Raw genomic sequence first — 23,405 nt, 5'->3', positions numbered from 1 at the left:
CTCCTTTGAGTGATAAGTATTCTTATTTGGAGCGCATTCTTTGTTAGCCGCTATGAAAAGTGAATTGCTTTTACAATTGTTACCTCCTGTACCTCATGCCCGCCTCGAGCGGGCTTCAGGAAACCAGAGCGTCATTCTTAGACCACCCCCGCTGCGGTTCGCGGCGCGAATCCAACCGCCCGCCGCTTCGATCTGTCGGCGCGCCAGGGCCAAGCCCAGGCCGTGGCCATCCGGCCGGTCGTCACGGGCCTGAACGGTGCGGTAGAAGGGCGTGAAAATCAGCTCCAATTGGTCGTCGGCCACGCCAGGTCCCTCATCGTCGATAGTGAGCCGGTAGCCGTCGCCGTCTGGCTGCAGCGTCACCCGGACGTGACCGCCACCTGGGGTATAGAGGCAGGCATTGCGGATCACGTTCTCGATTGCCTGTGCCAGGGCCCGCTGGCTGCTGCCGCTGATCTCCGCCTGGTCGGGCAGCGAGCTTTCGATGACGTGCGCCGGATATTCATACCGGGCATCTTCGATGATGCTGTCGAGTAGGTCGGTGAGGTCCAGGTTGTCGTGATCGAGACTTGGCTGCTCGTTTTCCAGCCAAGCCAGCGTAAGGGCATCTTCCACCAAGCTGCGCATCACACGACATTCACGGCGGATGCGAGGCAGGAAGTCTTGCGTATCGATGCCCTCCTCCGCGCAGCTTACCGCCATGTCGATTCGGGTCAGCGGAGTGCGCAGTTCATGGGAGAGGTCGGCGATCAGCTGGCGCTGGGTGAGGATGAGGTCGCCGGTACGCTCGGCCATGCGGTCGAAGGTTTCGGCCAGAGCGGTGAGTTCGTCGCTGCGGTTACCGAGCAGAGGGCGTACCCGAACTCCCAGGTTGCCTTCGCTGAAGGCCCGAGTGGCCAACTCCAACTGACGTAATGGCCCCATCAAGTAGTGATAGATCACCGATGCGAGCAGCATCAGCACGGCGAGCGGCAAGGCTACCTTGAGTAGCAGCTTGACCTCGGGCAGGTAGGTGCCGGGGCGCATGCGCTGAGGCAGGGTCACCAGAAAATGAGTGTGGCCATCGGCGAACGTGAGATCCATGATCGGGTTCTCTGTGAAGTAGAGGTGAATCTTCCACTCCACGTTGCGCCCCAATCGAAACCCCTCCTGGAACTGTGCCGACAGAGTACTTCCCGCCAAAGGCTGGACATCGGAGCGCACCACGGCGGCCCAGGTGTTCTCGCGGGCCTGTAGCTCCGCGAGCCAGTCGGCCAGAGCCTGCTCGTCGCCGGCATAGTAGAGCTGCTCGGCTGTGGTGCCCCAATGTTTCAAGGTTTGCTGATGCTGCGCGGCGATGAAACTCATCTTCTGCTCGGTTTCGTCGCCCAGGAAAGTGACCACCCAGACCAGAACCAGAGTACCAAGCGCCAGGGGCCCGCACAGCTTCCAGAACAGGCGCCTAGTCACAGGAAGCAGTATCCCTTGCCGTGCACCGTCTGCAGGCGGTCGGCGGCCATTCCCGCCATGGTCAGTTTGCGACGTACCCGGCTCAGATGCATGTCGAGACTGCGGTCGTAGCGGCTAAACTCGCGCTCCAGCACCAACTGGTACAGATAGGGTTTGCTCAGCACCTCGCCCTGGTGGAGCGCCAGTGACCAGAGTAGACGGAACTGGATGGGAGTCAGAGCGATGGGAACACCATTGTGACGAACGTCCAGGTTGCCTCGGTCGAGCTTGAGCGAGCCCAGCGTTAGCTCGTTGGGGTCGCCACGCTGATCGGTATTGCCCAGGGTACGTCGGAGCAGGGCGTCGATACGCAACATGAGTTCGGTGAAGCCAAATGGCTTGGGCACGTAATCGTCGGCGCCACGACGGTAGCCAAGGATGCGTTCTTCTTCTGCGCCGCAGGCGGTGAGCATCATGACGGGCGTCTGGCGCGTCTTGCGCAGCCTGTCGAGCACGTCAAAGCCATTCAGCTTTGGCAGCAAGACGTCCAGTAGTATCAGGTCGAAGTGTTGGCCAAGGGCGGAGAGCAGTGCGACTTCCCCCTCATAGCATTGGCAGGTCCGGTATCCCTTGCTCTCCAGGAGGCTGGCGATCTGCCCGCTCAGCGTTCGGTCGTCCTCGACTACCAGGATATGTGGCCTGCGTGGTGCGGCTGAGGGCATTGGCCCTACACTCCATGTGTATACGATAATTGTTATCGTATGCCGTGAAAGTGCAAATGACAATATGTCTCATATTGGCGGCAATAAGGGGTCAGTCTCTGTCAGCCGCTGAAGCTGGTAGAGCCACCAGACTCAGGACTCTGTCTTCAAGCAGGCAGACCATGCCGGTGACCTCGCGGCCGACTGTCCAACCGTTGCCCAGGTCTTCCAGCAGACGCAGGCGAACGGGGCCGATGCCATGCCAGGCCATGAGTTCAGCGGCGGGAAAGTGGAACATGCGGCCCACCAGTGGGTAGAGCGCCTTGAACAGGCTCTCCTTGAGGGAGAAGGTGGTGCTGACCATCAGCCCCACGCTCGACGGCGGCAGCGCTCGCATGCGGACGATCTCTTCGGCGGTCAGTACCCTTGTTGCGAGCCGGCGGGCCTGCTCCTCGTTCAGCAACCGCTCGGCATCGAGACCGACACCCTGATAGGTCTGGCGATGGGCGACCAGTGCCGCTGCCCAGCCGTCGCTGTGAGTGATGGCGCCCACACAGCCTGCGGGCCAGCATGGTGAGCGATCCTCGTTCATGCTTGGGGTTGCGTCCCTGCCATCCAGCAGGCGCAGGGCACGGCGTGCGCACAGCCGCCCGGCAACGTATTCCGCCCGCCGTTTGGCAATGGCGCCATGCAAGCGGGGCGGGAGCGCGATGCTACCCCGTTCAAAGGGAAGGGGCCCAACGTTCGGCTCATCGAAGCGGTCTGGATCGAAACGTGCCGCCACCAGGCGAGCACCCGGAAGGGACGAGGCCCAGGGCCAGTCGCTGGTGAAAGGGCCGACAAAAGGGTCGATCAAAGAAGAGGAGCTGTCCATGGGCGAATTCTTGCATGGGCCACTGGCTGGCGTCATGTATCCTGACGCTTCGAGCCGGAGAGAGGCGGGCGATACGCCGACTTTGGGTAGCCTCGCGTTCCATGTCGAACCGCAGGTAGGTAATATGGGTCGCTCACCGGCTTCAACCGCGGCCAGCGCCGCCCGTACCGAGACAGCACCATGAGCCCAACCAAGGACGCCCCGACCATTCTCACCCGCATCCTGGCCCGCAAGGACGAGGAAGTGGCAGAGCGCAGCCGCGCCGTGTCCGAAGCCGAGCTGCTGACCTTGGCCGAGCGGCAGAGCGCTCCCCGCGGTTTCATCGCGGCTCTCGATCGGAACATTGCCGAGGGTGATCCGGCAGTGATCGCCGAGATCAAGAAGGCCTCGCCCTCCAAGGGCGTGATCCGCGAGGACTTCCAGCCTGCCGAGATTGCGGCGAGCTATGCTGCCGGCGGTGCCGCCTGTCTCTCGGTGCTGACCGACGCCGACTTCTTCCAGGGCCATGAGGACTTCCTCATCGCCGCGCGTGAGGCGTGCGAGCTGCCGGTAATCCGCAAGGACTTCATCGTGCATGGCTATCAGGTCAGCGAGGCGCGCGCCATCGGCGCCGACTGCATCCTGCTGATCGTTGCCGCCCTGGAAGATGCCCAGATGGCCGACCTCTACCAGCAGTCTACGGCGCTGGGCATGGACGTGCTGGTCGAGGTGCACGACGCCCTGGAACTCGAGCGCGCGCTCAAGCTCGGCATCGGCCTGGTGGGCATCAACAACCGTAACCTGCATACTTTCGAGACTCGCCTGGAAACCACGCTGGAGCTGCTGCCGCGCATTCCCGCCGGGGTCACCGTGGTGACGGAGTCCGGCATTCACACCCAGGCCGACGTGCTGCGCATGCGCGAGCACGACGTGCATGGTTTCCTGGTCGGTGAGGCCTTCATGCGCGAGCAGGAGCCGGGTGAAGCGCTGCGGCGGCTGTTCTACTGAGCGGGTGGAAATCAGGGACCAAAAGGGCAGCCGCGTTGGCTGCCCTTTTTCGTCGGCAGACGCCGAATTCGCCTATGCTCGTTCGAGGGGGAGGGGGCAAGTTGTTTGGCATCCATTGGGAGACGGTAGCATGATGAAGCCGGTTTGCTGGTTCGAGATCTACGTGCAGGACATGGCGCGGGCAAAAGCCTTCTACGAGGCTGTGTTCGACGTGCAACTGGAACAACTGCCGAGCCCCAGCCCCGATGAAGAGATGCTGGCCTTCCCCGGTGCCATGGAGGCGGCTGCGGGAAGTTCGGGAGCGCTCGTGAAGAGTGCCAACTGGCAGCCCGGCACCAGCGGTACGGGTACGGTCGTCTACTTTACCTGTGAAGACTGCGCTGATCAGGTGGCACGGGCGGCTGCCAGTGGCGGCAAGGTGCTTCAGGAGAAAATCTCCATTGGCGACTATGGCTTTGCGGCGCTGATCGCCGATACCGAGGGCAACTCTATCGGGCTTCATTCGATGAGGTAGAGAACATTGCCGCTACAGAGAATGCAATGAAATGGCGATGACAGCAGTGGAAGATAGCCAAAGCGCGATGGACGAGTGCATGAAACCGGTCATTCAAGAAGAAATATCCGGCTGCGGTATTGCCGCGAGCGCTGCCATCGCCGGCATCACCTACGCCGAGGCCAAGAGGAAGGCCAGCTCTCTGGGTATTTATGCCGAGGACCCGACACTATGGTCGAGTACCGAGCATGTTCGCAGGCTGTTGCGCGAACTCAATGTTTCAGTCGGCTCAAGGAAAATCCCTTTCGAGGCTTGGGAGCGGCTTCCAGACAAGGCGCTTCTGGCGATTAAATGGAGGGTGGAGCGGGGAAAGCCATTCTGGCACTGGGTCGTTTTTGTCAGGGACGGGGGCAATGCGCTCGTGCTTGATTCCAAGAAAGGCTTGAAATCCAATGTTCGAAGAGACTTCGGACGCATGAAGCCCAAGTGGTATATCGCAGTGGCCAACTGATGCTGGGCAGCAGTGTGTGGCCTTCTTGAGACGGCAAACAAGCAGGGAAAGCGATGAACCAAGATGAAATCAAGGCATTGTTCGATCAGCAAGCTTCCAGCTACGACGCGCAGTGGGCGAAGACGTTGCCGATTCGGAGTTGCCTGCACATGTTGCTGGATGCGGCCTTTGCCGAGCTACCCGAAGGTGCACACGTCCTTTGTGTCGGGGTAGGAACGGGAGCGGAGCTGTCTCACCTTGCTCACAACCATCCTACTTGGAAGTTCACTGCCGTAGAGCCTTCTGGTGCGATGCTGGACATCTGCCGAAAGCAGGCAGAAACGGAGGGCTTCTCGGGGCGCTGTCAATTTCACGAGGGCTATCTGGAATCGCTTCCTGGCGCCCAGGTATTCGATGCTGCGACCTGCTTGCTGGTGTCGCAGTTCATTCTCGACCAGCAGGCGCGTTCCGACTTCTTCCACCAAATAGCCCGCAGACTCAAGCCGGGTGGTCTTCTCGCCAGCTCTGATTTGGCCTCGGATGTGGCATCACCCGAGTATGAGGTGTTGCTGCGCGCCTGGATGAACATGATGGCGCAGGCGGATATTACCCCCGAGGGGATAGCGCGCATGCGCAAGGCCTATGCCAATGACGTCGGCGTCCTGCCGCCAAGCAAGGTGGCCGCCATCATCGAGGCCGGAGGCTTCGAGCCACCCGTGCAGTTCTTCCAGGCCGGCTTGATTCACGCCTGGCTGTCGAAGCGCACCGAAAACAGTATTGGCGCTGATGATTCATTTGTCCCCACGCTTCTGCACTCGTCATAGGCCCAGCCAAAGGAAACCCTCATGTCTCTTAATTCTCTGCAGTCCCTGTTTGCCTACAAGGCCTGGGCCAATGCCGAGCTGTTCACCCTGCTTGCCAACTTACCGCCAAGTTATGCCGCTGAACTACACACATGCATTCGAACGCTCAACCATATTTATGTCGTCGATCGCATCTTTCGAGCACACCTGAGTGGGGATCCGTCTCCATTCGATGCAACCAACACCGAAGAGACTCCGGCTCTCAGCCAGCTGCATGGAGAGGTAACGGAAACGGACGCTTGGTACGTTGATTATGTCGCCAAGCTGAACGACTCGGTCTTATCCGAAGCCCTGGCGTTTACCTTCACCGATGGGGATGCAGGGCGCATGACCCGAGAGGAAATGCTGTTGCATGTGGTCGTTCACGGTGGGTATCACCGTGGCAACGTTGGCCAAGTGCTGAAATCCATCTCGGTGACACCACCCCGTGACCTCTACACCAAGTTTTTGCACATCAGCGAACCCGGGCGCAGGGGACCTGGTTCTTCTTGCTGAATTTTCATAGGGTGTAACAACAGGCTGCGTGCTCTGGTAGAAGTGTTGATTCAAGGAGAATATATGAGCATCTCCAAATATCTTGTCGTCACTCCTTATGTGAGCGAGTTCCCCACCCCCATTACTTTCAAAAAGGGGACCCCTCTCACCGTTGGGGAAAAATACGAGGGTAAGGCGGGCTGGGAGAACTGGTTCTTTTGCAGCGCGCCAGGGCAGGAGCCAGGCTGGGTGCCTGGCCAGATCATTGAATTTCTGGATGGCTCGACTGGGCGTGCGCTCGATGACTATACGGCGAGAGAACTCAATGTAGTGCAAGGAGAGTTGCTGGTCGGCAAGAGGGAGCTGAATGGCTGGCTATGGTGTGAGAAAGCTGACGATACGGAACCGGGCTGGGTGCCGCTAGAAAACCTGAAGAAAGTCGATGATTAAAGGGAGTTTTGCTGTGCCAGCTGCAGGGGACGAAGCGCTGCATCATTCAACAAAAAGGGAACTGCCGTGACGGATTTGATAACGACAGAGGTGCGAGAGGCGGTAGAGCGCAGCGTTCTCTGTTGGCTGGCCACCTCCGATGAAGCTGGACAGCCCAACGTTTCCCCCAAGGAGATATTCGCGGTCCTGGATGACACGACAGTAGTGGTGGCGAACATCGCTTCTCCGACCTCTTCCAGGAATATCCGAGTCAATGAGAAGGTATGCTTGAGCTTCATCGATATTTTCGTGCAAAAAGGCTTCAAGGTGACGGGTGTTGCACGTGAAGTGAAAGCACGAGCTGCGGACTTCTCTCGTTGGGCCGAGCCGCTTCTCGAAATGGCCGGGGAGCGCTTTCCGATTCATAGCGTTCTCGTGGTGAGCCCCACGGCCGTTGAGCCTATCCTCGCTCCCAGCTACAGGTTCTATCCCGCAGAGACCACCGAAGAATCCCAGATCCGCTCTGCGCTTCGTGCCTATGGGGTTAGCAGAGAGGAGCATGGCTAAAACCTCAACCTTCAGCGACCTCAGCCGATAACAATAGGAAAGGCCCACGAGGGGAGAGCCGCCATGAGCCGGATTCGTAGCATGCAGAGCCGTGCTGAGGATGCTCGCACTGCCGTTCGCGAGTTTCATCAGGGGGTGGTGCAGCCCGATCCCGAGTTGGTGCTGTTCTTCTGTTCCAGCCACTACGATCTGGCAGCGCTGGCTGACGAGATGAACCGTCTGTTCGGCGACATCCCCGTGGTGGGGTGTACCACTGCGGGGGAGATCGGCCCTCTGGGCTATCTCGACCACACGCTCACCGGCGTAAGTTTCCCGGCCGGCAGCTGTACGGCGGTCACCGGACGACTGGATACCCTTCAGCAGTTCAGCATCGCCCGTGGCCAGGCGTTCACCGATACGCTGCTACAGCAACTCGGTGAGCGGGCGACAAGACCGAGCGGCGGCAACAGCTTCGGTTTTCTGCTCATCGATGGCCTCTCCGTCCGAGAAGAGCAGGTGGCACGAACGCTGCAAACGGCATTGGGCGATATCGTGCTGGTGGGCGGCTCGGCGGGCGACGACCTGTGTTTCAGCCAAACCCAGGTATTCCATGACGGGGCTTTCCACAGTGACAGTGCCGTGCTGACCGTATTGAAGAGCGACTACCCGTTCCGTCTGTTCAAGACCCAGCACTTCCTCTCGCTGGAGGAGCGCCTGGTCGTCACCCGGGCCGATGCGGAGCAGCGGATCGTTTACGAGATCAATGGCATACCCGCCGCTCAGGCTTATGCCGAGTTGATCGGCGTCTCGGTGGAGGCGCTCGAGCCGCACCATTTCGCTGCTGCGCCGGTGGTCGTGCTGATTGATGGCACCGATTATGTACGCTCGATACAGAAGGTCGGGCCGGACGGCAGCCTGACTTTCTACAGCGCCATTGACGAAGGGCTGGTCCTGCGCGTGGCCCAGGGAATGGATCTGGTCTCCGATCTGGAGGCGACCATGGGACAGCTGAGCGAAGAGTTGGGCCCGCCGCAGCTGGTGCTTGCCTGTGACTGCATTCTGCGCAACCTGGAGGTCTCGCAGAAGAATACCAAGGCGTCGGTGGAAGCGATTTTCGATCGCCATAATGCGGTCGGTTTCAGCACCTATGGTGAGCAATACGGTGGCGTGCACATGAATCAGACGCTGACGGGCATCGCCATTGGCGCTTGTGACCATAGCGAAACGAGCGGCTCGTCGAGTGGGTGGAGCCTGTCAGGCAGCCGTACGGAACGGGTGATGCAATCCGATGCCGCTCAGCCGATGCCGCGGCGACAGCTTGGAGCCGAGCAGTTGCAGAAGATGGTGCAGGCCTTGATGGATCGAGCCGAGCGCAGCACCAGCGTGCGCGGCTCCGGTTTCAGTCTCTTCCAGACCGCGGTGATGCTGGAGGATCAGGTGCGGGCGCGAACCAAGGAGTTGGAATCGGCGCTGCGCGAGAACGAGCAGATCAATCGTGCCCTGCAGCAGGTGCAGGAGGATATGGAACGGGAGATCCGTGAGCGGCGCGAGGCTCTCGTGGCGCTGGAGCGTGAGAGGGAGGAGCAGCAAGTCCTCATCGGTAAATTGGAAGAAGCCCACAATCAGCTGCTTCAGTCGGAGAAGCTCGCTTCGATCGGCCAGCTTGCCGCGGGTGTCGCCCATGAGATCAACAATCCCATCGGCTTCGTCAGCTCCAACCTCAACACTCTGCATCAGTACATCGACGATCTGCTGCGCCTGGTCGACCTCTACGAGACGGTCGAGCCGTCATTGACGAGCGAGGCGGCCGAGCGGATCGCCCAGCTCAAGACGGAGCTCGAACTGGACTATCTGCGCGAGGATGTCGGTGCGCTGATTGCCGAGTCGATCGACGGTACGGCCCGGGTACGGCGTATCGTTCAGGATCTGCGCGATTTCTCCCGTACCGGTGCTACCGACTGGCAGCTTGCCGATCTTCATCAGGGCCTGGAGAGCACGCTCAACGTGGCGACCAATGAGATCAAGTACAAGGCCACGATAGTAAGGGAGTATGGCCAACTGCCGGCGGTCGAGTGCGTGCCGGCTCAGCTCAACCAGGTCTTCCTCAATCTGCTGGTCAATGCGGCTCAGGCAATCGAGGACCACGGCACCATCACGTTGCGCACCGGCTGCGAAGGCGATCAGGTGTGGCTCGCTTTTGCCGATGACGGGGCGGGGATACCTGCCGAGCTGCAGTCGCGTATCTTCGACCCTTTCTTCACCACCAAACCTGTCGGTCAGGGCACCGGACTTGGCCTCTCGCTCTCCTATGGCATCGTGCAGAAGCACGGAGGGCGCATCGAGCTGGATAGCCGCCCCGGAGAGGGAACGACCTTCACCCTCTGGCTGCCAATTCGGCGCATACCGGACGAAAGCGCTTCAGCGGTTGAACAGCCACAATAACCCGCTGATGAGCAGACTCAACAGGATCATGGTGGTCATAGGAAAGTAGAACGAGAAGTTCTCGCGTCGTACGACGATATCTCCCGGCAGCTGGCCAAGGGGCAGCTTGGAGAGCCATGGCCAGAACAGGCCGATGAGAACGATACACAGGCCGATGACGATCAGGGTGCGGGACATCCTGCCTCCCCTTCCGTGTGCGCTTGCCGAGGACGAACCGTACCGGCGGCTGCCGGTACGGTTGAGGTTGGCTTGCGCTTATTCCTCTGGGCTGAAGGGCAGAGAGGAGTGGTGCAGCACGATACGCAGGGTGCCTTCATCGTCCAGGTGATAGCCCCAGGTCTTGTCCACGGTGGTGGTGTTGCCGTCGGCATCGAGAATGGAGACGTTGCCCATGGTCAGGGCGACGTCACCGCTGATCAAAATGGCGGCATTTTCGATGGTGACTTCCTGCCAGCCCTTCAGGGCAAAGCCACTGTCTTCACTGTACTCATCGCTGTGGCCGACGAAGTAGGCCAGCGCGCCTTCGGGTGTCGTGCGGAAAGTTTGCGGCGCGGCGGCCAGGGTGGGTTTGAAGAGCACGGCGCCCATGTCGTAGCCGTAGGCGCTGTCGATCACTTCCTGTGCCAGTTCGCGGGCGGCGTCAATGCCCTCCGCCTCGTAGGTATTGGAAATGGCAACCAGAGCGTCGCCCCAGGCTTGCTGTGCCGCCAGCACCTGCTCTTCGGTGATGTCTCCACCCAGGTGCGTGACTTGTGCGGCACTTGCCAGACTAGTAGTACCCAGGCCGAGTCCGAGGGCCATTGCAGTGATCAGTGTCTTGAATTTCATCATTCGTCTCCTGTCGGTGAACTCGTTATGGGATAGCGATAAAGCCTGGCCAGCATAGCGCAGGCTGCAATGCGTTCCGATCGCCTTCCGATGAACAAGGAGGACCGGCAGGATTAACGGAAGGTGAACGGTTACAGCTGAGTTACCGAAGGGGCTTCGAGCCGGTAGCCAAAGCCGCGCTGGGTCGTGATCAGCGACTCCTTGGTATGTTCGTCGTCCAGCTTTTGACGTAAGCGTCGGATATAGACATTGACGATATTGGTCAGCGGATCTTCATGTGCTCCCCATACGCTGGCGAGAATACGCTCGCGACTGAACAGCTTGCCGGGAGCGGACATTAGCAGCTCGAGGATGGCGAGCTCTTTTGGTGTGAGCTCGATCCGCCGGCCGGCACGTGTGACCCGACGCTGATCGCGGTCGAGTTCCAGGTCGCCGACACGCACGACGCGCTGCTCCGACGGCGCGTGCCCCGCATGCCGGCGTGAAACGGCGCTGAGCCGGGCCAGGAGCTCCTCGAAGGCAAAAGGCTTGATCAGATAGTCGTCGGCGCCGGCCTCGAGCCCCGAGACGCGATCCTCGATGCTGTCCAGGGCGGTCAGCATCAGGATCGGGAAGGTGACGCCGGCAGTACGCAGACTGCGGCAAACCTCGAGTCCACCAATATCCGGCAGCAGGCGGTCCAGGATGACGACGGGCGGCGGCGCGACTTCTGAATCTCGTGCCGCCTGGACGAGATACACCAGCGCTGGTTGGCCCTCGCTGAAGCTCTTTACCTGGTGCCCTTCGGCCGCCAGTCCGCGCTGGAGGAAGTCACGAATACGTGGGTCGTCTTCGATGATCACGATGTGCATAACGACACTCTCCGTGAGTCTGGCGGAAGTCAGGCGGGAGCAACCGACGGGCTGAGCGTGTCGGTTGAAGGTCCGCTGGCTTCAGGCATGTGCACCGGCAGACGAAGCAGGGCCAGACATCCGCCATCGGCCATGCTCTCCAGTTGGAGTTGGCCACCGTGCAGCCGCATCAGCAGCATGGCAATGGCCAACCCAACGCCCTGTCCATCAGGGCGGTGGCGGCGAGCCTCAGCGCTGCGATAGCCGCGCTCGAAAATGCGAGAGGCCTCCTGCGGTGCCAGCCCGATGCCATGGTCGCGAATTCTCAGCTCCCAGACAAAGGCAGTCTGGTGCTTGACGACGCGTGCTTCGACGTTGACCTGGCCGCCGGGGTGCGAATACTGAATGGCGTTATCGAGCAGAATGCTGAATACCTGTTGGAGTCGCTGCGAATCGCCGAGCAGCGTGGCAGTCTCCAGGTGGCCTGGGGTCACGCTGATGCCGCGCAGCCTGCCCAGGGTGGAAGCCTGGCCAATGGCATCGCGCAATGGCAAGAGTGGGTCGAGAGGCTTGTGCTGTATCTGCCATTCGGCGATATCGCTGCGCGCCATGGTCAGCAGGTCGCTGATGACGCCACTCAGGTGGGCGGCATCGCCGGCAATGCGTTGCAGTGCCTGGCGATATTCGGCTTCGCTGCGTGGTTGGCCGCGCAGCGTGATTTCGGCCTCACCGCGTATCGAGGTGGCCGGGGTGCGCAACTCATGACTGATGTCCTCCAGCAGCTGCTGGCGCTGCTGTGACAGCTGCCTGAGTCTTTCCAGCGCCTGCTCCAGCTCTCGCGTGCGCGTTTCGACCAGGTCTTCCAGACGCTGCTGACGATCGCGTTCGGTGCGGCGGTGTTGATCCAGTTCGCTGGCCATATGGTTCATATGGGCAGCGATGCGACCGAACTCGTCCTGAAGGTTGTCGTCGAGGCGGTGGCTCAGCTCGCCGCGCTGCAGTGCCTGGGCGCCACGCATCAACTCGCCGATGGGGCGACGCAGAGCGCGAGCGAAATGCCAGAACACCAGCAAGATGATGGCGCTCAGGGTCAGCGTGGTCAGAATCACCATCCGCATCAATTGCTGCAAGGAGCGGTCGGCCTCGTTGCGCTGTTTGGCGAGCAGCGTGCGTTCACGGGACAGGGTATCGGCCATCATCAGGCGCAGGTCGCGTCCCTCGAATTGATTCAGATCGCTTGGTTCGATGTCGAATGGCGGGGCAGTCTCCTGGCGTTCCAGCGTATCGAGAAACTGGTCGAAGACGTTCAGCGCCGTCCGGCGCTCCTCGATCAGGCTGGCGGGCTGCTCCGTCTCTACCAGCGCACGGTCGGCCAGCGTTTCGCTGAGCTGGTGTAGCCGCACCAGGTGTGAACGCATTTCCTCGAGCAGAACGTAGCGCTGCTCAGGGTCGGGGCTGGCTTCATGCTGGGCGCGGGATAGCCAGGTCTGCAGCCTGTGCTTGCTGTCTGATAGCGCCAGAAAACCGGTATGCAGGTCGCTGGAGAGGCGACCGAGCTCGACTTTCTGCCGGGCGCCATCGATGGCCCATACGGCGACGCCACCCTGTATCAGCGCCAGCAGTGTGAGGGCGATCAGCGCAACTCCAAGGCGGCGTTGAAACATGGCAATCGAACTCCGGTGTATTTCGAGGCGCTATCGGTTCAGCAGCCGAATAGCCTTCGAAAGGCCGGCGGCGCCGGCCTTTCTGGTTACCAGTTCAGCCGGCGCAGGTGGGTCAGAATTCCCTGCAGCGGGTGCGGCAGGGCCTGGCCGGAGAGGCGGCTGGCCTGGCTGCGGCAGGAATAACCGGTGGCCAGCAGGCGGCCCTGGTTGGCCTCGTTCTCGACCACCGGCTGCCACGACTGGGCATAGATGGTCTTCGAGGTTTCCAGATTGCGCGCTTCATGGCCGTAGGTGCCGGACATGCCACAGCAGCCGCTGGCAATGAGCTCGAGCTCGAAGCCGAAGACGGCGAACACCTGCTGCCACGCCTTGGGGCTGCCCGGAGCGCTGGTCTTCTCGGTGCAGTGGGAGAGCAGCCGGAAGCTCGGGTCGTCGAGTTTCTCGAGCTCCCGGGCGAGAGCCGGCGGCACCAGACGCTTGCCTTGCGCCACCAGCCACTCCTGTAGCATCAGCACCTCGGGCACGGCATTGGGCCCCAGCGCCTTCACGTACTCCTGGCGGTAAGTGAGCGTCATGGCCGGGTCGATGCCCACCAGCGGCACGCCGAACTCGGCCAGGGCGCGCAGCCGCCGCGCCTGCTTCTCCGCGGTGCGCTCGAATGCGCCGAGGAAGCCCTGCACGTGCAGCGGTTTGCCGTTGGCCGTATAGGGGGCGACGAACACCTTGATGTCCAGGCGTGAGAGCAGCTCGACGATGTCCAGCACCAGTTCGGCTTCGAAGTGGCTGGTGAAGGCGTCCTGCACGATCACCACGCTTCTGGCCTTCTGCGCCTCGCTGAGCAGGCCCAGCGAGATCGGCGTGGCCTCGGCGATGCCCCAGGTGCGCAGCTGCTTGGCCAGCCGTGCGCGCGCGAGGCGCGGGCTGTCGACCAGGCCGACGTGTCGCGACAGCAGGCGGTCCACCAGGCGCTGATTCAGCGCGGCGTTGTACAGCGGTGCGGCGTGGGCGAGATAGGGCACGAAGAACTCCATGCCGCCGATCAGGTAGTCCCGCACCGGACGCAGGTAGCGGCCGTGGTAGACCTCGAGGAACTGCGAGCGCGAGTCCGGCACGTTGACCTTGATCGGGCACTGACCGGCGCAGGACTTGCAGGCCAGGCAGCCCGCCATGGCGTCGTAAACCTCATGGGAGAAGTCGGCCTCGTCGCGGCGGCGCCAGGTGTTGCGCGCCCGCGCCGGAAAGGAGGTTATGAAGCCCCACACCCCATCGCGGCGCTTCGCTTTTGCCTCTTCGACCAGGTCGATCCCGGCATTGCCCTGCAGGCGCAGCCACTCGCGGACGAGGCTGGCGCGTCCCTTGGGTGAATGGATGCGGTCGCGGGTCGCTTTCCACGAGGGGCACATGGCATCGTCGGGATCGTAGTTGTAGCAGGCGCCGTTGCCGTTGCAGTACACCGTGGCGGCATGGGCCTGCCACACGCGCTCGTCAATCTGGCGGTCGAGCTGGCCGCGGGTGGGCACGCCGTCGATGGTCAGCAGGCCCGGGTCGACCCACTTCACCGCATCCTCGCTGACGCTAGTTGTCGACGCTGTGCCCGCGGCTTCGGGCGGGATGGAGGGCACCGCGGCTTCGGGCGGGATAGAGAGCCCCGCGGCTTCGGGCGGGTTGATGGGAGTCGCGATCTTGCCCGGGTTCAGCTGATTGTGCGGGTCGAAGGCAGCCTTGACCCGCTGCAGGCTGGGGTAGAGCTCGCCGAAGAACTTGGGCGCGTACTCGGAGCGTACGCCCTTGCCGTGCTCGCCCCACAGCAGGCCACCGTACTTGTGGGTCAGCTCGGCCACCTCGTCGGAGACTTCGCGGATCAGCCGCTCCTGCTCGGGGTCCTTCATGTCGATGGCGGGGCGCACGTGGAGCACGCCGGCATCGACGTGGCCGAACATGCCATAGCTGAGCCCGCGGGCGTCCAGCGCGGCGCGGAACTCAGCGATGAAGTCGGCCAGATGCTCCGGCGGCACCGCGGTGTCCTCGACGAAGGGGATCGGCCGCTTCTCGCCCTTCTCGTCGACCTTGGCATTGCCCAGCAGCCCCACGGCGCGCTTGCGCATGCCGTAGACCTGCTGGATCTGGGCGCGACCCTGGGCCAGGGTGTAACCGAGGCGGGGCACGCTCTCATCCGTTTCCAGGTGGCGGCAGAAGGCGGCCACCCGCTCGGCGAGCCGATCGGGGTCGTCGTCGTTGAACTCGATCAGGTTGATGCCGCGAATGGCCACCGCCTGGCGTTCGGCCGTGACGGTATCGTCCTCGGCAGATCCCTGGGGTGCCCCGCTGGGAAAGAACTCCGCCACGCTGTCCCAGACGAAGTCCTCCATGGCCAGCAGCAGCACCTTGTCGTCCACCGTCTCGATGGAAGTGGGTTTCGCCGCAAGCGCCTGCGGCTGGTCCTGTGAAGAGCCCATCAAGGCCTTGGCGTCGCGTAGGGCATCCATGAAGCCGGCATAACGCACGTTGACCAGGGTCGAGTGCTTGGGGATCGGCAGCACGTTGAGCACTGCTTCGTTGAGGAAACCCAGCGAGCCCTCGGAGCCGCACAGCAGGCTGTTCATGTCGAGGCGGCCTTGCGCGTCCCTGAGATGCGCCAGGTCGTAGCCGGTCAGGCAGCGGTTGAGCGGCGGGAACTTGGCCGCGATCAGCTCGCGCTGGGTGTCGATGATCTCCCGTGCGGTGCGGTAGGCGTTGCCGATCGCGCCGCTGTGGTGGCACAGCGTATCCAGCTCGCTATCGTCCACCGGGCGGCTGACCAGCCGCTCGCCGCCGAGCAGTACGCTGTCGAGTTCGAGCACGTGGTCGCGGGTCTTGCCGTACTCGCAGCTGCCCTGGCCGCTGGCGTCGGTGGAGATCATGCCGCCGATGGTGGCGCGGTTGGAGGTGGAGAGGTCCGGGGCGAAGAACAGCCCATGAGGCTTCAGCGCCGCGTTGAGCTGGTCCTTGACCACGCCGGCCTGCACTCGCACACGGCGGTTCTCCACGTCGATCTCGAGTATCCGGTTCATGTGACGGGAAACGTCCACCACCAGCCCGTCGGTGAGCGACTGGCCGTTGGTGCCGGTGCCGCCGCCGCGGGGCGTGAGCACCACCTGGCGATGCTTGGGCTCGGCGGCGAGCCGGGCGATGCTTTCGAGGTCCTCGGCGTGGCGCGGGAACAGTGCCGCCTGGGGCAGGCGCTGGTAGATCGAGTTGTCGGTGGCCAGCACGGTGCGGCTGGCGTAGTCCGGGGCGATCTCACCCTCGAAGCCGGAGGCCTTCAGCGCCTCGAGAAAACGCAGGTAATGCGCGCCCAGGCCCTCGATGGCGGGAGCGTCGGCGGTATCCAGTCTTGCGATCATGGCTAGTCGTATTCGGTCGTTTGATGCCACCCGGGGGCGGGCCGGCAGGGAATGACGCTACTTTACCGCGAGAGGGTGGTGGGGCGCATCCCGCCACGGCCAGGAGCCGCGGCGGGATGTCGAGGCGTGGACTCAGGCGTGGCCGGGAGCGGGCAGGGCAGTGGCCGAGGTGCGGCCGGCCCGGGCGCTCCACGCCAGAGTGGCGAGGAACAGTGCCAGGCCCAGGAAGTCCAGTGCCAACTGGTCGTGGGGCCAGAGCATCAGGGCGCCCATGGGGAACATCGCCAGGCGCAGCCACCAGGGCAGTTCATGCTCCAGGAAGCCCTCGAGGCCGGCGATGATGGCATAAATGCCGAACAGGGCGAAGGCGAACACCGTGAGCATCTCGGCGGGGGAGCCGGTGATCAGCGGCGACCAGACGAACAGCAGAGGGATGATGTAGAGCCCCTTGGCGATCTTCCAGGCGGTGAAGCCGGTGCGCATCGGCGGTGTCCTGGCGATGGCCGCGGCGGCAAACGCCGTGAGGCACACCGGCGGGGTGACGTTGGAGTCCTGGGAGAGCCAGAAGATCACCATGTGGGCCGCCACCAGCAGCAGGGTCAGGGTGTGGGGCGAGAGCGCCTGTTCGTAGAGCTGGCGGCGGAAATCGTCGGGCACCAGGGTGAGCAGCTCGCGGGCGCTGGCTGCGTCCATGGGAGCACTCAGGGCCTCCAGGCTCTCCGGGGCGGCAAGCATGAAGATCGCCTTGGCCTGCTCGGGCAACTGACCGGCCATCAGCAGCTCCATCAGTTGGCCGTGGGCCATCAGGCCGTAGAGGGCCGGCGCCGAGAGGGTGCCCAGCACGATATAGGCGGCGGTGACCGGCAGGCCCATGCCCAGCACCAGGGAAGCGATGGCGATCAGCACCATGGTGATCAGCAGGCTGCCGCCGGCCCAGTCGGTGATCATCAGCGAGAAGGTATTGCCGATGCCGGTAGTGGAGACCACGTTGACGATCAGCCCCACGGTGAGCAGCAGGATCGCCGTGGTGATCATGTTACGGGTGCCGAGTACCAGGGCCTCCATCACCACCGTCGGGGTCATGGGGTTGCGCGACAGCCAGGAGGCCACCACCACCGAGAGGATGGCGATGCCGGCGGCGTAAGTAGGGGTGAAGCCGTAGATCAGCGCGGCCACCAGCACCACAAGCGGTAGCAGGAAGTGCCAGCCGCCCTTGAGCACCTCGAGGAAGCGCGGCGCCTCTTCGGCCTCGACGTGCTGGGCGCCGCTACGCTTGGCCTCGATGCGCACGAACATCGCCACCGAGAGGAAGTAGAGCAGCGCCGGCAGGGCCGCCACGCCGATGATGGTGAGGTAGGAGACCTGGGTATAGGAGGCCATGATGAAGGCGCCGGCGCCCATCACCGGGGGCATCAGCTGGCCGCCGGTGGAGGCCGCGGCCTCGACCCCGGCGGCGAAGCGCGGCGGGAAGCCGGCCTTGCGCATCAACGGGATGGTGATCACCCCGGTGGAGACCGTGTTGGCGACGCTGGAGCCGGACACCGAGCCCATCAACCCGGAGGAGAAGACCGCGACGAAGCCGGGGCCGCCAATGAAGCGTCCGGCAGCGCAGCGGGCCAGCTCGATGATGAAGTCGCCGGCGCCGGAGCGTACCAGGAAGGCGCCGAACAGGATGAACATGAAGACGTAGGACCAGGAGATGCGGGCGATGGAGCCCAGCATGCCGTCGCCTCCCAGATAGCTGCGGAACAGCACCGTCTCCCAGGAGAGGCCGGGGAAGCCGAAGACTCCGCCTACATGACGTCCCCACCAGGCTACGTAGGTGAGCGCCACCAGGCAGAGCAGGGGGATGAACCAACCGGTGGTGCGGCGAGCGAACTCCAGCACCAGGCCGAGGGCGACGATGGAGACGACCCAGTCGGCGGTGGAGAAGCGTACCCCGCGGGCGTAGAGGGCGTCTTCGAAGCCGATCAGGTAGAAGGCGCAGCCCAGCGCCGCCAGGCCGAGCAGGATGTCCACCGCCAGCACCAGGCGGGCACCGCCGACGGAGCGGGCCTTGAGCATGGGCACCGAGAGGGCACAGAGCAGGCCGAACATACCGAAGTGCAGGGCGCTGACCCACACCTCGGAGAGGGTACCGAGAGTGTTGAAGTAGAGATGTGACAGGGCCACGACGATGGCCAGGGCGAACAGCACCCGGCCGAGCCAGGGGTGCTCGAGGCGCTCGGGGGCTTCGCTGGCGGCTTCGTCGCGCACCTCGGGAGTGGGCGTTGCGTTCATGGGCGTTCTCGCGGAGCTGGCGTGGATGAGAAGGCGTTGTCGGTGGTCAGGCTCGGGGCTTGCCGGCGACAGACCGGCGAGGAGGCGCGGTGAGCCCGTCCCTGGGCGCTACCTTTTCCTTCCCTGGAAAAAGACCTTCTCTTCGGCCTGCCCCGGCGCCCCTGGGGGCGCAGCAGAAAATCAGCGTTGCCTTAGCCCTCCAGCAGATGCGCGGGGATGACCAGCCCCTGCTCCTGGAAGTAGCGGGCAGCGCCGGGGTGCAGTGGCATGGGCAGGCCGTCCAGGGCCTTCTCGAGGGCCATGTCGCGGGTCGCCGGATGGATGTTGTTGAGGAAGGGCAGGTTCTCGAACATCGCCTTGGTGATCTGGTAGACGTGCTCTTCCGGGACGTCGGCGTTGACCACCAGAATGTTGGGCTGGGCGATGGTGTGAACCGGCTCGTCCTGGCTCGGGTAGGTGCCGGCGGGAATCTCGTAGGAGGTCCATACCGGGTAGTCGGCGTTGATCCGCTCGAGCTGCTCTTCCGTCACATTCAGGATGGAGATGTTGCTGCCCATGTTGGCGAAGGCGCTGGTCACCGCGGAGGCGGGCACCCCGGCGGGAATGTTCATGCCGTCGATGTTGCCGTTTTGCATGGAGTCGGCGCTGGGGCCGTAGCCCAGGTAGGCGAGGTTCATCTGCTCGGGGTCGATCTCGAGACCGGCAAGAATCTGCCGACCGGAGCCTTCGGTACCCGAGTTGCGGGCGCCGATGGAGAAGCCGCGGCCGTAGAGGTTGGACAGGTCGTCGATGGTACCGCTCTCCACCCGGTTGCTGCGCATCACGAAGTGCTCGACGTTCTGCCACAGCATGGAGATGGAGCGTACGTTGTCGTAGGCCTTGGGGACCGGGCCTTCGCCGTGCCAGGCCCAGGCGCCGTAGAGAGCCTGGAGGATGCCGAACTGGGCCTCATTGTCGTCCATCAGACGCAGGTTCTCGGCGGAGCCGGCGGAGCTGATGGCGGAGACCGAGATGTTGTGGGTCGGCTCCAGTTTGACGCGGACCAGGGTGGAGAGGGCGACGCCCACCGGGTAGAAGGTGCCGCCGGTGGTGGCGGTACCCATGATGTACTGACCCCCTTCGCTGCCGTTGTCGGGGCTGGCGGTCGCGGTTGCGGCACCGAGGCCAAGGGCGGCGGCGGTGGCAAGGCAGAGGGCGGACTTGAGGAACTGGCGCTTGTGCATGGCGGGTCTCCGTATGTCGAGCGTTGTGGTTATGAGACGCTCTGACATAGCGACAAGCCTGCCAGCTTCGGTGACACCCTATGTATTTCAGTGAGTTGAGATGAGAAACCGCAACACGGACTGGGCCTGGGTGGGTGCTGTCGGCAATTTTTTGCCGACGTGGTAGCACCCTGTCGGCAAGATCTTGCCGATGGATGGAGCAGGCTTAACTCTCGTCGCCGTCGAGGAAGGCTTCGCGGCGCAAGCCGTGCTTCTGCATCTTCTGGTTGAGGGTGCGGCGCGGCAGCTCCAGCTCGTCCATTACCGCCTGGATGTTGCCGCCATGACGGCCCAGGGCGGCACGCAGCAGGGCTGCTTCGAAGGCGGTCACCTGGGCGGCCAGGGAGTCATCGTCCGCGGTGGCGGCCGTGCCCAGGCAGGGGATCTCCAGCCCAAGAATGAAACGGGTGGCAGCGTTGCGCAGCTCTCGCAGATTGCCCGGCCAGGTGTGACGTTCGAGGGCCTGAAGCATAGCGGCGTCAGGATCGCGCAGGGGGCGGTCGTGGACCTCAGCGGCCTGATGACAGAAGTGGCGGAAGAGCAGGGCGATGTCCTCGCGGCGCTCGCGCAGCGGCGGCAGAGCCAGCTCGGCGATGGCCAGCCGGTAGTAGAGGTCCTCGCGAAAGCCGCCTTCGGCGGCCAGAGCCAGTAGGTCCACCTTGGTGGCCGCTACCACCCGCAGGTCGATCCGCTGCACGGCGTTGCTGCCCAGGCGGGTGATCTCACCCTCCTGCAGGGCGCGCAGCAGCTTGACCTGGGCCGCTAGCGGCAGCGATTCCACCTCGTCGAGGAACAGCGTACCGCCGCTGGCATGCTCCAGCTTGCCAATGCGCCGTTCCTGGGCGCCGGTGAAGGCGCCCTTCTCGTGGCCGAAGAGCTCCGACTCGATCAGCTCGGGGGCCAGGGCGCCGCAGTTGAGGGCCACGAAAGGGGCATCGGGGCCGGGGCCGAGGTCGTGGAGGCAGCGCGCCACCACCTCCTTGCCGCTGCCGGTCTCGCCGTGCACCAGCACGTTGGCACGCACCGGCGCCAGGTTGGCAAGCTGGTCGCGCAGGCGCAGCATGGCTGGCGCCCGCCCCAGCAGGCGGCCGGCCAGATCGCCCTCTCGCAGGGCGTGGCGCAGGCGGCGATTCTCTAGGGCCAGACGGCGCCGTTCGAGCGCGCGGCGCACGCACTCCTCGAGGCGCTCCGGGGAGTAGGGCTTCTCGACGAAGTCCCAGGCGCCGGCCTGCATAGCAGTTACCGCCATGGGCACGTCGCCATGGCCGGTGATCAGCACCACCGGTGGTGGCTCTTCGAGGCGCTGCACTGCATCCAGCAGTGCCAGGCCATCCATGCCAGGCATCTTCACGTCGCTGACCAGCACGCCACAGGCGTCGCCGGCGGCCAGCGCCGCCAGGGCTGCTGTGGCTTCGGCGAAGGGGCGCACCGCCAGGTCCGATACTTCGAGCCACTGGCCGAGCGACTCGCGTACATCGGGGTCGTCATCCACCAGCCAGATCGGCAGTTCGTCAACGCTCGCCATGGGGCTCTCCTGAGGCAGCGGGGGCGGCAGGCAGGGCCACCCGGAAAAGGGCGCCGCCTTCGGGTCGGTTGGCGGCGGCGATGCTCCCGCCCAGGTCCTGGACGATGCCGAAGCAGATGAACAGCCCCAGACCCAGGCCGTCGCCCACCGCCTTGGTGGTGAAGAAGGGATCGAAGAGGCGCGACAGGGCGTCCTCCTCGATTCCCGGTCCGTTGTCGGCCACGCCGAGCACCACCTGCCCGCCTTCACGCCGCAGGCTGATCTCCAGGCGCGGTGCGGTGACGCCGCGTAGGGCGTCGAGAGCATTGCGCAGCAGGTTGGTGACCAACTGCTCGAGGCGCAGCGGGTCGCCCATTATCCGCAGCGGTGGCCGCAGAGGCTCGGGGCGCACCAGGTTCACTGCCTGCTCGGTGAGGCGTTCGTCGAGCAGCTCCAGCACGAAGTCGAGCCGCTCGGCCAGATCCACCGGCTCCTGGCGGTCGCCGCGACGGGCGAACAGTTTGAGCTGGCGGATCAGCGCGTCCTGGCGTTCGCACAGCGCCTGAATGCGCAGGAAGTTGGATTCGGCGGCCTCCGGGCGGCCACGGGCGAGTAGCCGCTCGCCGTTGGCGGCGAAGGTGCGGATGCCCGACAGCGGCTGGTTGAGTTCGTGGGCGATGCCGGCGGCCATGGTGCCCAGGGCGGCCAGCTTGCCGGCCTGCACCAGTTCGGCCTGGGCTGCCTCCAGTTCCCGGGTGCGCTCGGCCACACGGATCTCCAGGCGCTCGTTGGACTCGCGGATGATGTTGGCCTCACGGTCGCGCAGGCGTTGACGCCTCTGCCGTTCGCGCAGCCAGAGCCCTAGCAGCAGCAGGGCGAGAGTGGCGCCGGCGGCGGCCAGCAGGGCGTTGCGGGCGCTGACGTAGAGCGGGCGTACCGGCGCCAGATAGTGCATGGTCCAGCCCAGGGTGGCCTGGGGCAGGCTCAGATCGAGGAAGCGCTCACCCAGGTCGTCGCCGCCGATGCGCAGGGAGCCGTCGGCCAGTCGCTCGCCCAGAGGAGGCAGTGGCTCGTCGAGGAACTGGCGCTGGTCGCGGATCTCCTCCAGTGCATCGGGCGAGAGCTCGCCGAGGCGGCGGTAGCGCCACTCCGGGCGGCTGGAGAGGATCACCACGCCGTTGGCGTCGGAGAGCAGCACCTTCTCGCCAGCGCGCCGCCAGCTCTCCTGCAGCGACTCCAGAGAGACCTTGAGAGCGAGCACGCCCAAGGGGGCGCCTTCGGTCCCGCCCGTCACGGCGGCGGAGACGAAGTAGCCCGGTCGACTGGTGGTGCTGCCGATAGCGAAGAATTCTCCCTGGCCCGCTGCCATGGCGTCGCGGAAGTAGGGGCGGAAGGGGTAGCGGTGGCCGAGGAAGCTGTCCTCGCTGGCGTGGTTGCTGGCCGCCACGGTCACGCCTTCGGCATCCATCAGGAAGATCGCCTCGGCGCCGGAGCGCTCGGCTACCTCGGCCAGGTGAGCGTTGACCTGCGCATCGAAAATCCCCGCTTCGTCTAGCAGCACCGCTTGCACCTGGGGCTGGCGAACCAGCAGTCCCGGCAGGTAGGCGAAGCTCTCCAGAGCCCCTTGCAGGGTGGTGGTATAGAGCGCCAGGCGCGTCTGGGCATGGCGCTCGGCCTCACGCGCCGCCTGGGTATATTGCCACTGCCATATCGCCCAGAGCCCGGCGGCCACCAGCAGTCCGCAGCCCATCAGCAGGGCGAGGCGCCAGGTGCGCGGGGTCACGCCGACCACCCTGGCGGTGGCAGGGGGTAAGGCGCGGCGGCGAGACGAAGGGTATGGATGAGCGACATGGAGAGGATGATAGGGCCATCCGGACGTTCGGGGAAGGCGGGCGCGTGGCGCCCTCCCGGCCTTTTGCCTACAATG

The 23,405-nt window shown here is 64.0% G+C and carries 20 protein-coding genes; 8 read left to right on the top strand and 12 right to left on the bottom strand.

The genetic code is table 11. The annotated features are described in order from the left end of the window. Positions 1–93: 93 nt before the first annotated feature. The 3 genes from HOP58_RS02700 to HOP58_RS02690 form a co-directional block, all read right to left on the bottom strand. Positions 94–1,449 carry a sensor histidine kinase gene (locus tag HOP58_RS02700; protein ID WP_010627387.1) on the bottom strand — a complete coding sequence of 452 codons (1,356 nt, stop codon included), beginning with the start codon at positions 1,447–1,449 and terminating at the stop codon, positions 94–96. Beyond that, the gene (locus tag HOP58_RS02695) at positions 1,446–2,150 is read right to left on the bottom strand and encodes a response regulator transcription factor (protein WP_234259463.1); all 705 of its coding nucleotides are present in this window, start codon (positions 2,148–2,150) and stop codon (positions 1,446–1,448) included. Before HOP58_RS02695 ends, HOP58_RS02700 begins: the two co-directional genes overlap by 4 nt. Before the next feature lie 91 nt (positions 2,151–2,241). Then, positions 2,242–3,003 carry a 4'-phosphopantetheinyl transferase superfamily protein gene (locus HOP58_RS02690; RefSeq protein ID WP_010627389.1) on the bottom strand — a complete coding sequence of 254 codons (762 nt, stop codon included), beginning with the start codon at positions 3,001–3,003 and terminating at the stop codon, positions 2,242–2,244. A 180-nt stretch (positions 3,004–3,183) separates the two neighbouring features. Here HOP58_RS02690 and trpC point away from each other — a divergent pair, with 180 nt between their 5' ends. From trpC to nosP, 8 genes are all read left to right on the top strand, one after another. Then, entirely contained in the window at positions 3,184–3,990 is an 807-nt protein-coding gene (gene trpC / locus HOP58_RS02685; RefSeq protein WP_234259462.1) for an indole-3-glycerol phosphate synthase TrpC, read from the top strand. Positions 3,991–4,120: 130 nt separating this feature from the next. Continuing rightward, entirely contained in the window at positions 4,121–4,504 is a 384-nt protein-coding gene (locus tag HOP58_RS02680; protein WP_234259461.1) for a VOC family protein, read from the top strand. Between the two features lie 79 nt (positions 4,505–4,583). Continuing rightward, positions 4,584–4,994 (top strand): hypothetical protein, encoded by a 411-nt coding sequence (locus HOP58_RS02675; protein WP_234259645.1) that lies wholly within the window; start codon positions 4,584–4,586, stop codon positions 4,992–4,994. Between the two features lie 53 nt (positions 4,995–5,047). Then, a complete protein-coding gene (locus HOP58_RS02670) occupies positions 5,048–5,797 on the top strand; it encodes a class I SAM-dependent methyltransferase (protein WP_234259460.1) in 750 nt (249 codons plus the stop codon). Positions 5,798–5,818: 21 nt separating this feature from the next. Beyond that, on the top strand, positions 5,819–6,331 hold the full coding sequence (locus HOP58_RS02665) for a DinB family protein (RefSeq protein ID WP_234259459.1): 513 nt from the start codon (positions 5,819–5,821) through the stop codon (positions 6,329–6,331). 63 nt (positions 6,332–6,394) lie between these two features. Then, entirely contained in the window at positions 6,395–6,760 is a 366-nt protein-coding gene (locus HOP58_RS02660) for an SH3 domain-containing protein (protein WP_234259458.1), read from the top strand. 66 nt (positions 6,761–6,826) lie between these two features. Further along, positions 6,827–7,306 (top strand): pyridoxamine 5'-phosphate oxidase family protein, encoded by a 480-nt coding sequence (locus HOP58_RS02655; protein ID WP_234259457.1) that lies wholly within the window; start codon positions 6,827–6,829, stop codon positions 7,304–7,306. Positions 7,307–7,369: 63 nt separating this feature from the next. Then, on the top strand, positions 7,370–9,727 hold the full coding sequence (nosP, locus tag HOP58_RS02650; RefSeq protein WP_276574756.1) for a nitric oxide-sensing protein NosP: 2,358 nt from the start codon (positions 7,370–7,372) through the stop codon (positions 9,725–9,727). Here the strand turns inward: nosP and HOP58_RS02645 are convergent. The 9 genes from HOP58_RS02645 to HOP58_RS02605 all read right to left on the bottom strand — a co-directional run bounded on the left by HOP58_RS02645 (position 9,704) and on the right by HOP58_RS02605 (position 23,261). Continuing rightward, a complete protein-coding gene (locus tag HOP58_RS02645; protein ID WP_010627397.1) occupies positions 9,704–9,904 on the bottom strand; it encodes a DUF2905 domain-containing protein in 201 nt (66 codons plus the stop codon). The genes nosP and HOP58_RS02645 overlap by 24 nt on opposite strands. A gap of 78 nt (positions 9,905–9,982) precedes the next feature. Further along, positions 9,983–10,555, bottom strand: a complete 573-nt coding sequence (locus HOP58_RS02640) for a phosphoribosyl-AMP cyclohydrolase (protein WP_234259456.1) — start codon at positions 10,553–10,555, stop codon at positions 9,983–9,985. 131 nt (positions 10,556–10,686) lie between these two features. Next, positions 10,687–11,406, bottom strand: coding sequence for a response regulator transcription factor (locus HOP58_RS02635; RefSeq protein WP_234259455.1), 720 nt, complete (start codon positions 11,404–11,406; stop codon positions 10,687–10,689). A 29-nt stretch (positions 11,407–11,435) separates the two neighbouring features. Continuing rightward, positions 11,436–13,049: an ATP-binding protein gene (locus tag HOP58_RS02630; RefSeq protein ID WP_234259454.1), complete on the bottom strand. Its 1,614-nt coding sequence runs from the start codon at positions 13,047–13,049 to the stop codon at positions 11,436–11,438. Between the two features lie 86 nt (positions 13,050–13,135). Further along, on the bottom strand, positions 13,136–16,432 hold the full coding sequence (locus HOP58_RS02625) for an FAD-binding and (Fe-S)-binding domain-containing protein (protein ID WP_234259453.1): 3,297 nt from the start codon (positions 16,430–16,432) through the stop codon (positions 13,136–13,138). A gap of 132 nt (positions 16,433–16,564) precedes the next feature. Continuing rightward, entirely contained in the window at positions 16,565–18,712 is a 2,148-nt protein-coding gene (locus HOP58_RS02620) for a TRAP transporter permease (RefSeq protein ID WP_234259452.1), read from the bottom strand. A 191-nt stretch (positions 18,713–18,903) separates the two neighbouring features. Continuing rightward, positions 18,904–19,935, bottom strand: coding sequence for a TAXI family TRAP transporter solute-binding subunit (locus HOP58_RS02615; protein WP_234259451.1), 1,032 nt, complete (start codon positions 19,933–19,935; stop codon positions 18,904–18,906). Between the two features lie 205 nt (positions 19,936–20,140). Next, on the bottom strand, positions 20,141–21,499 hold the full coding sequence (locus HOP58_RS02610; protein WP_234259450.1) for a sigma-54 dependent transcriptional regulator: 1,359 nt from the start codon (positions 21,497–21,499) through the stop codon (positions 20,141–20,143). Next, a complete protein-coding gene (locus HOP58_RS02605; RefSeq protein WP_234259449.1) occupies positions 21,486–23,261 on the bottom strand; it encodes an ATP-binding protein in 1,776 nt (591 codons plus the stop codon). Before HOP58_RS02605 ends, HOP58_RS02610 begins: the two co-directional genes overlap by 14 nt. Between the last annotated feature and the right edge of the window lie 144 nt (positions 23,262–23,405).

The organism is Halomonas sp. MCCC 1A11062 (assembly GCF_021404355.1).
GTDB classification, from domain to species: Bacteria; Pseudomonadota; Gammaproteobacteria; order Pseudomonadales; family Halomonadaceae; genus Halomonas; species Halomonas aerodenitrificans.
The sequence above is the reverse complement of the archived record's forward strand: the minus strand, read 5'-3'. Positions and strand labels throughout refer to the sequence as shown.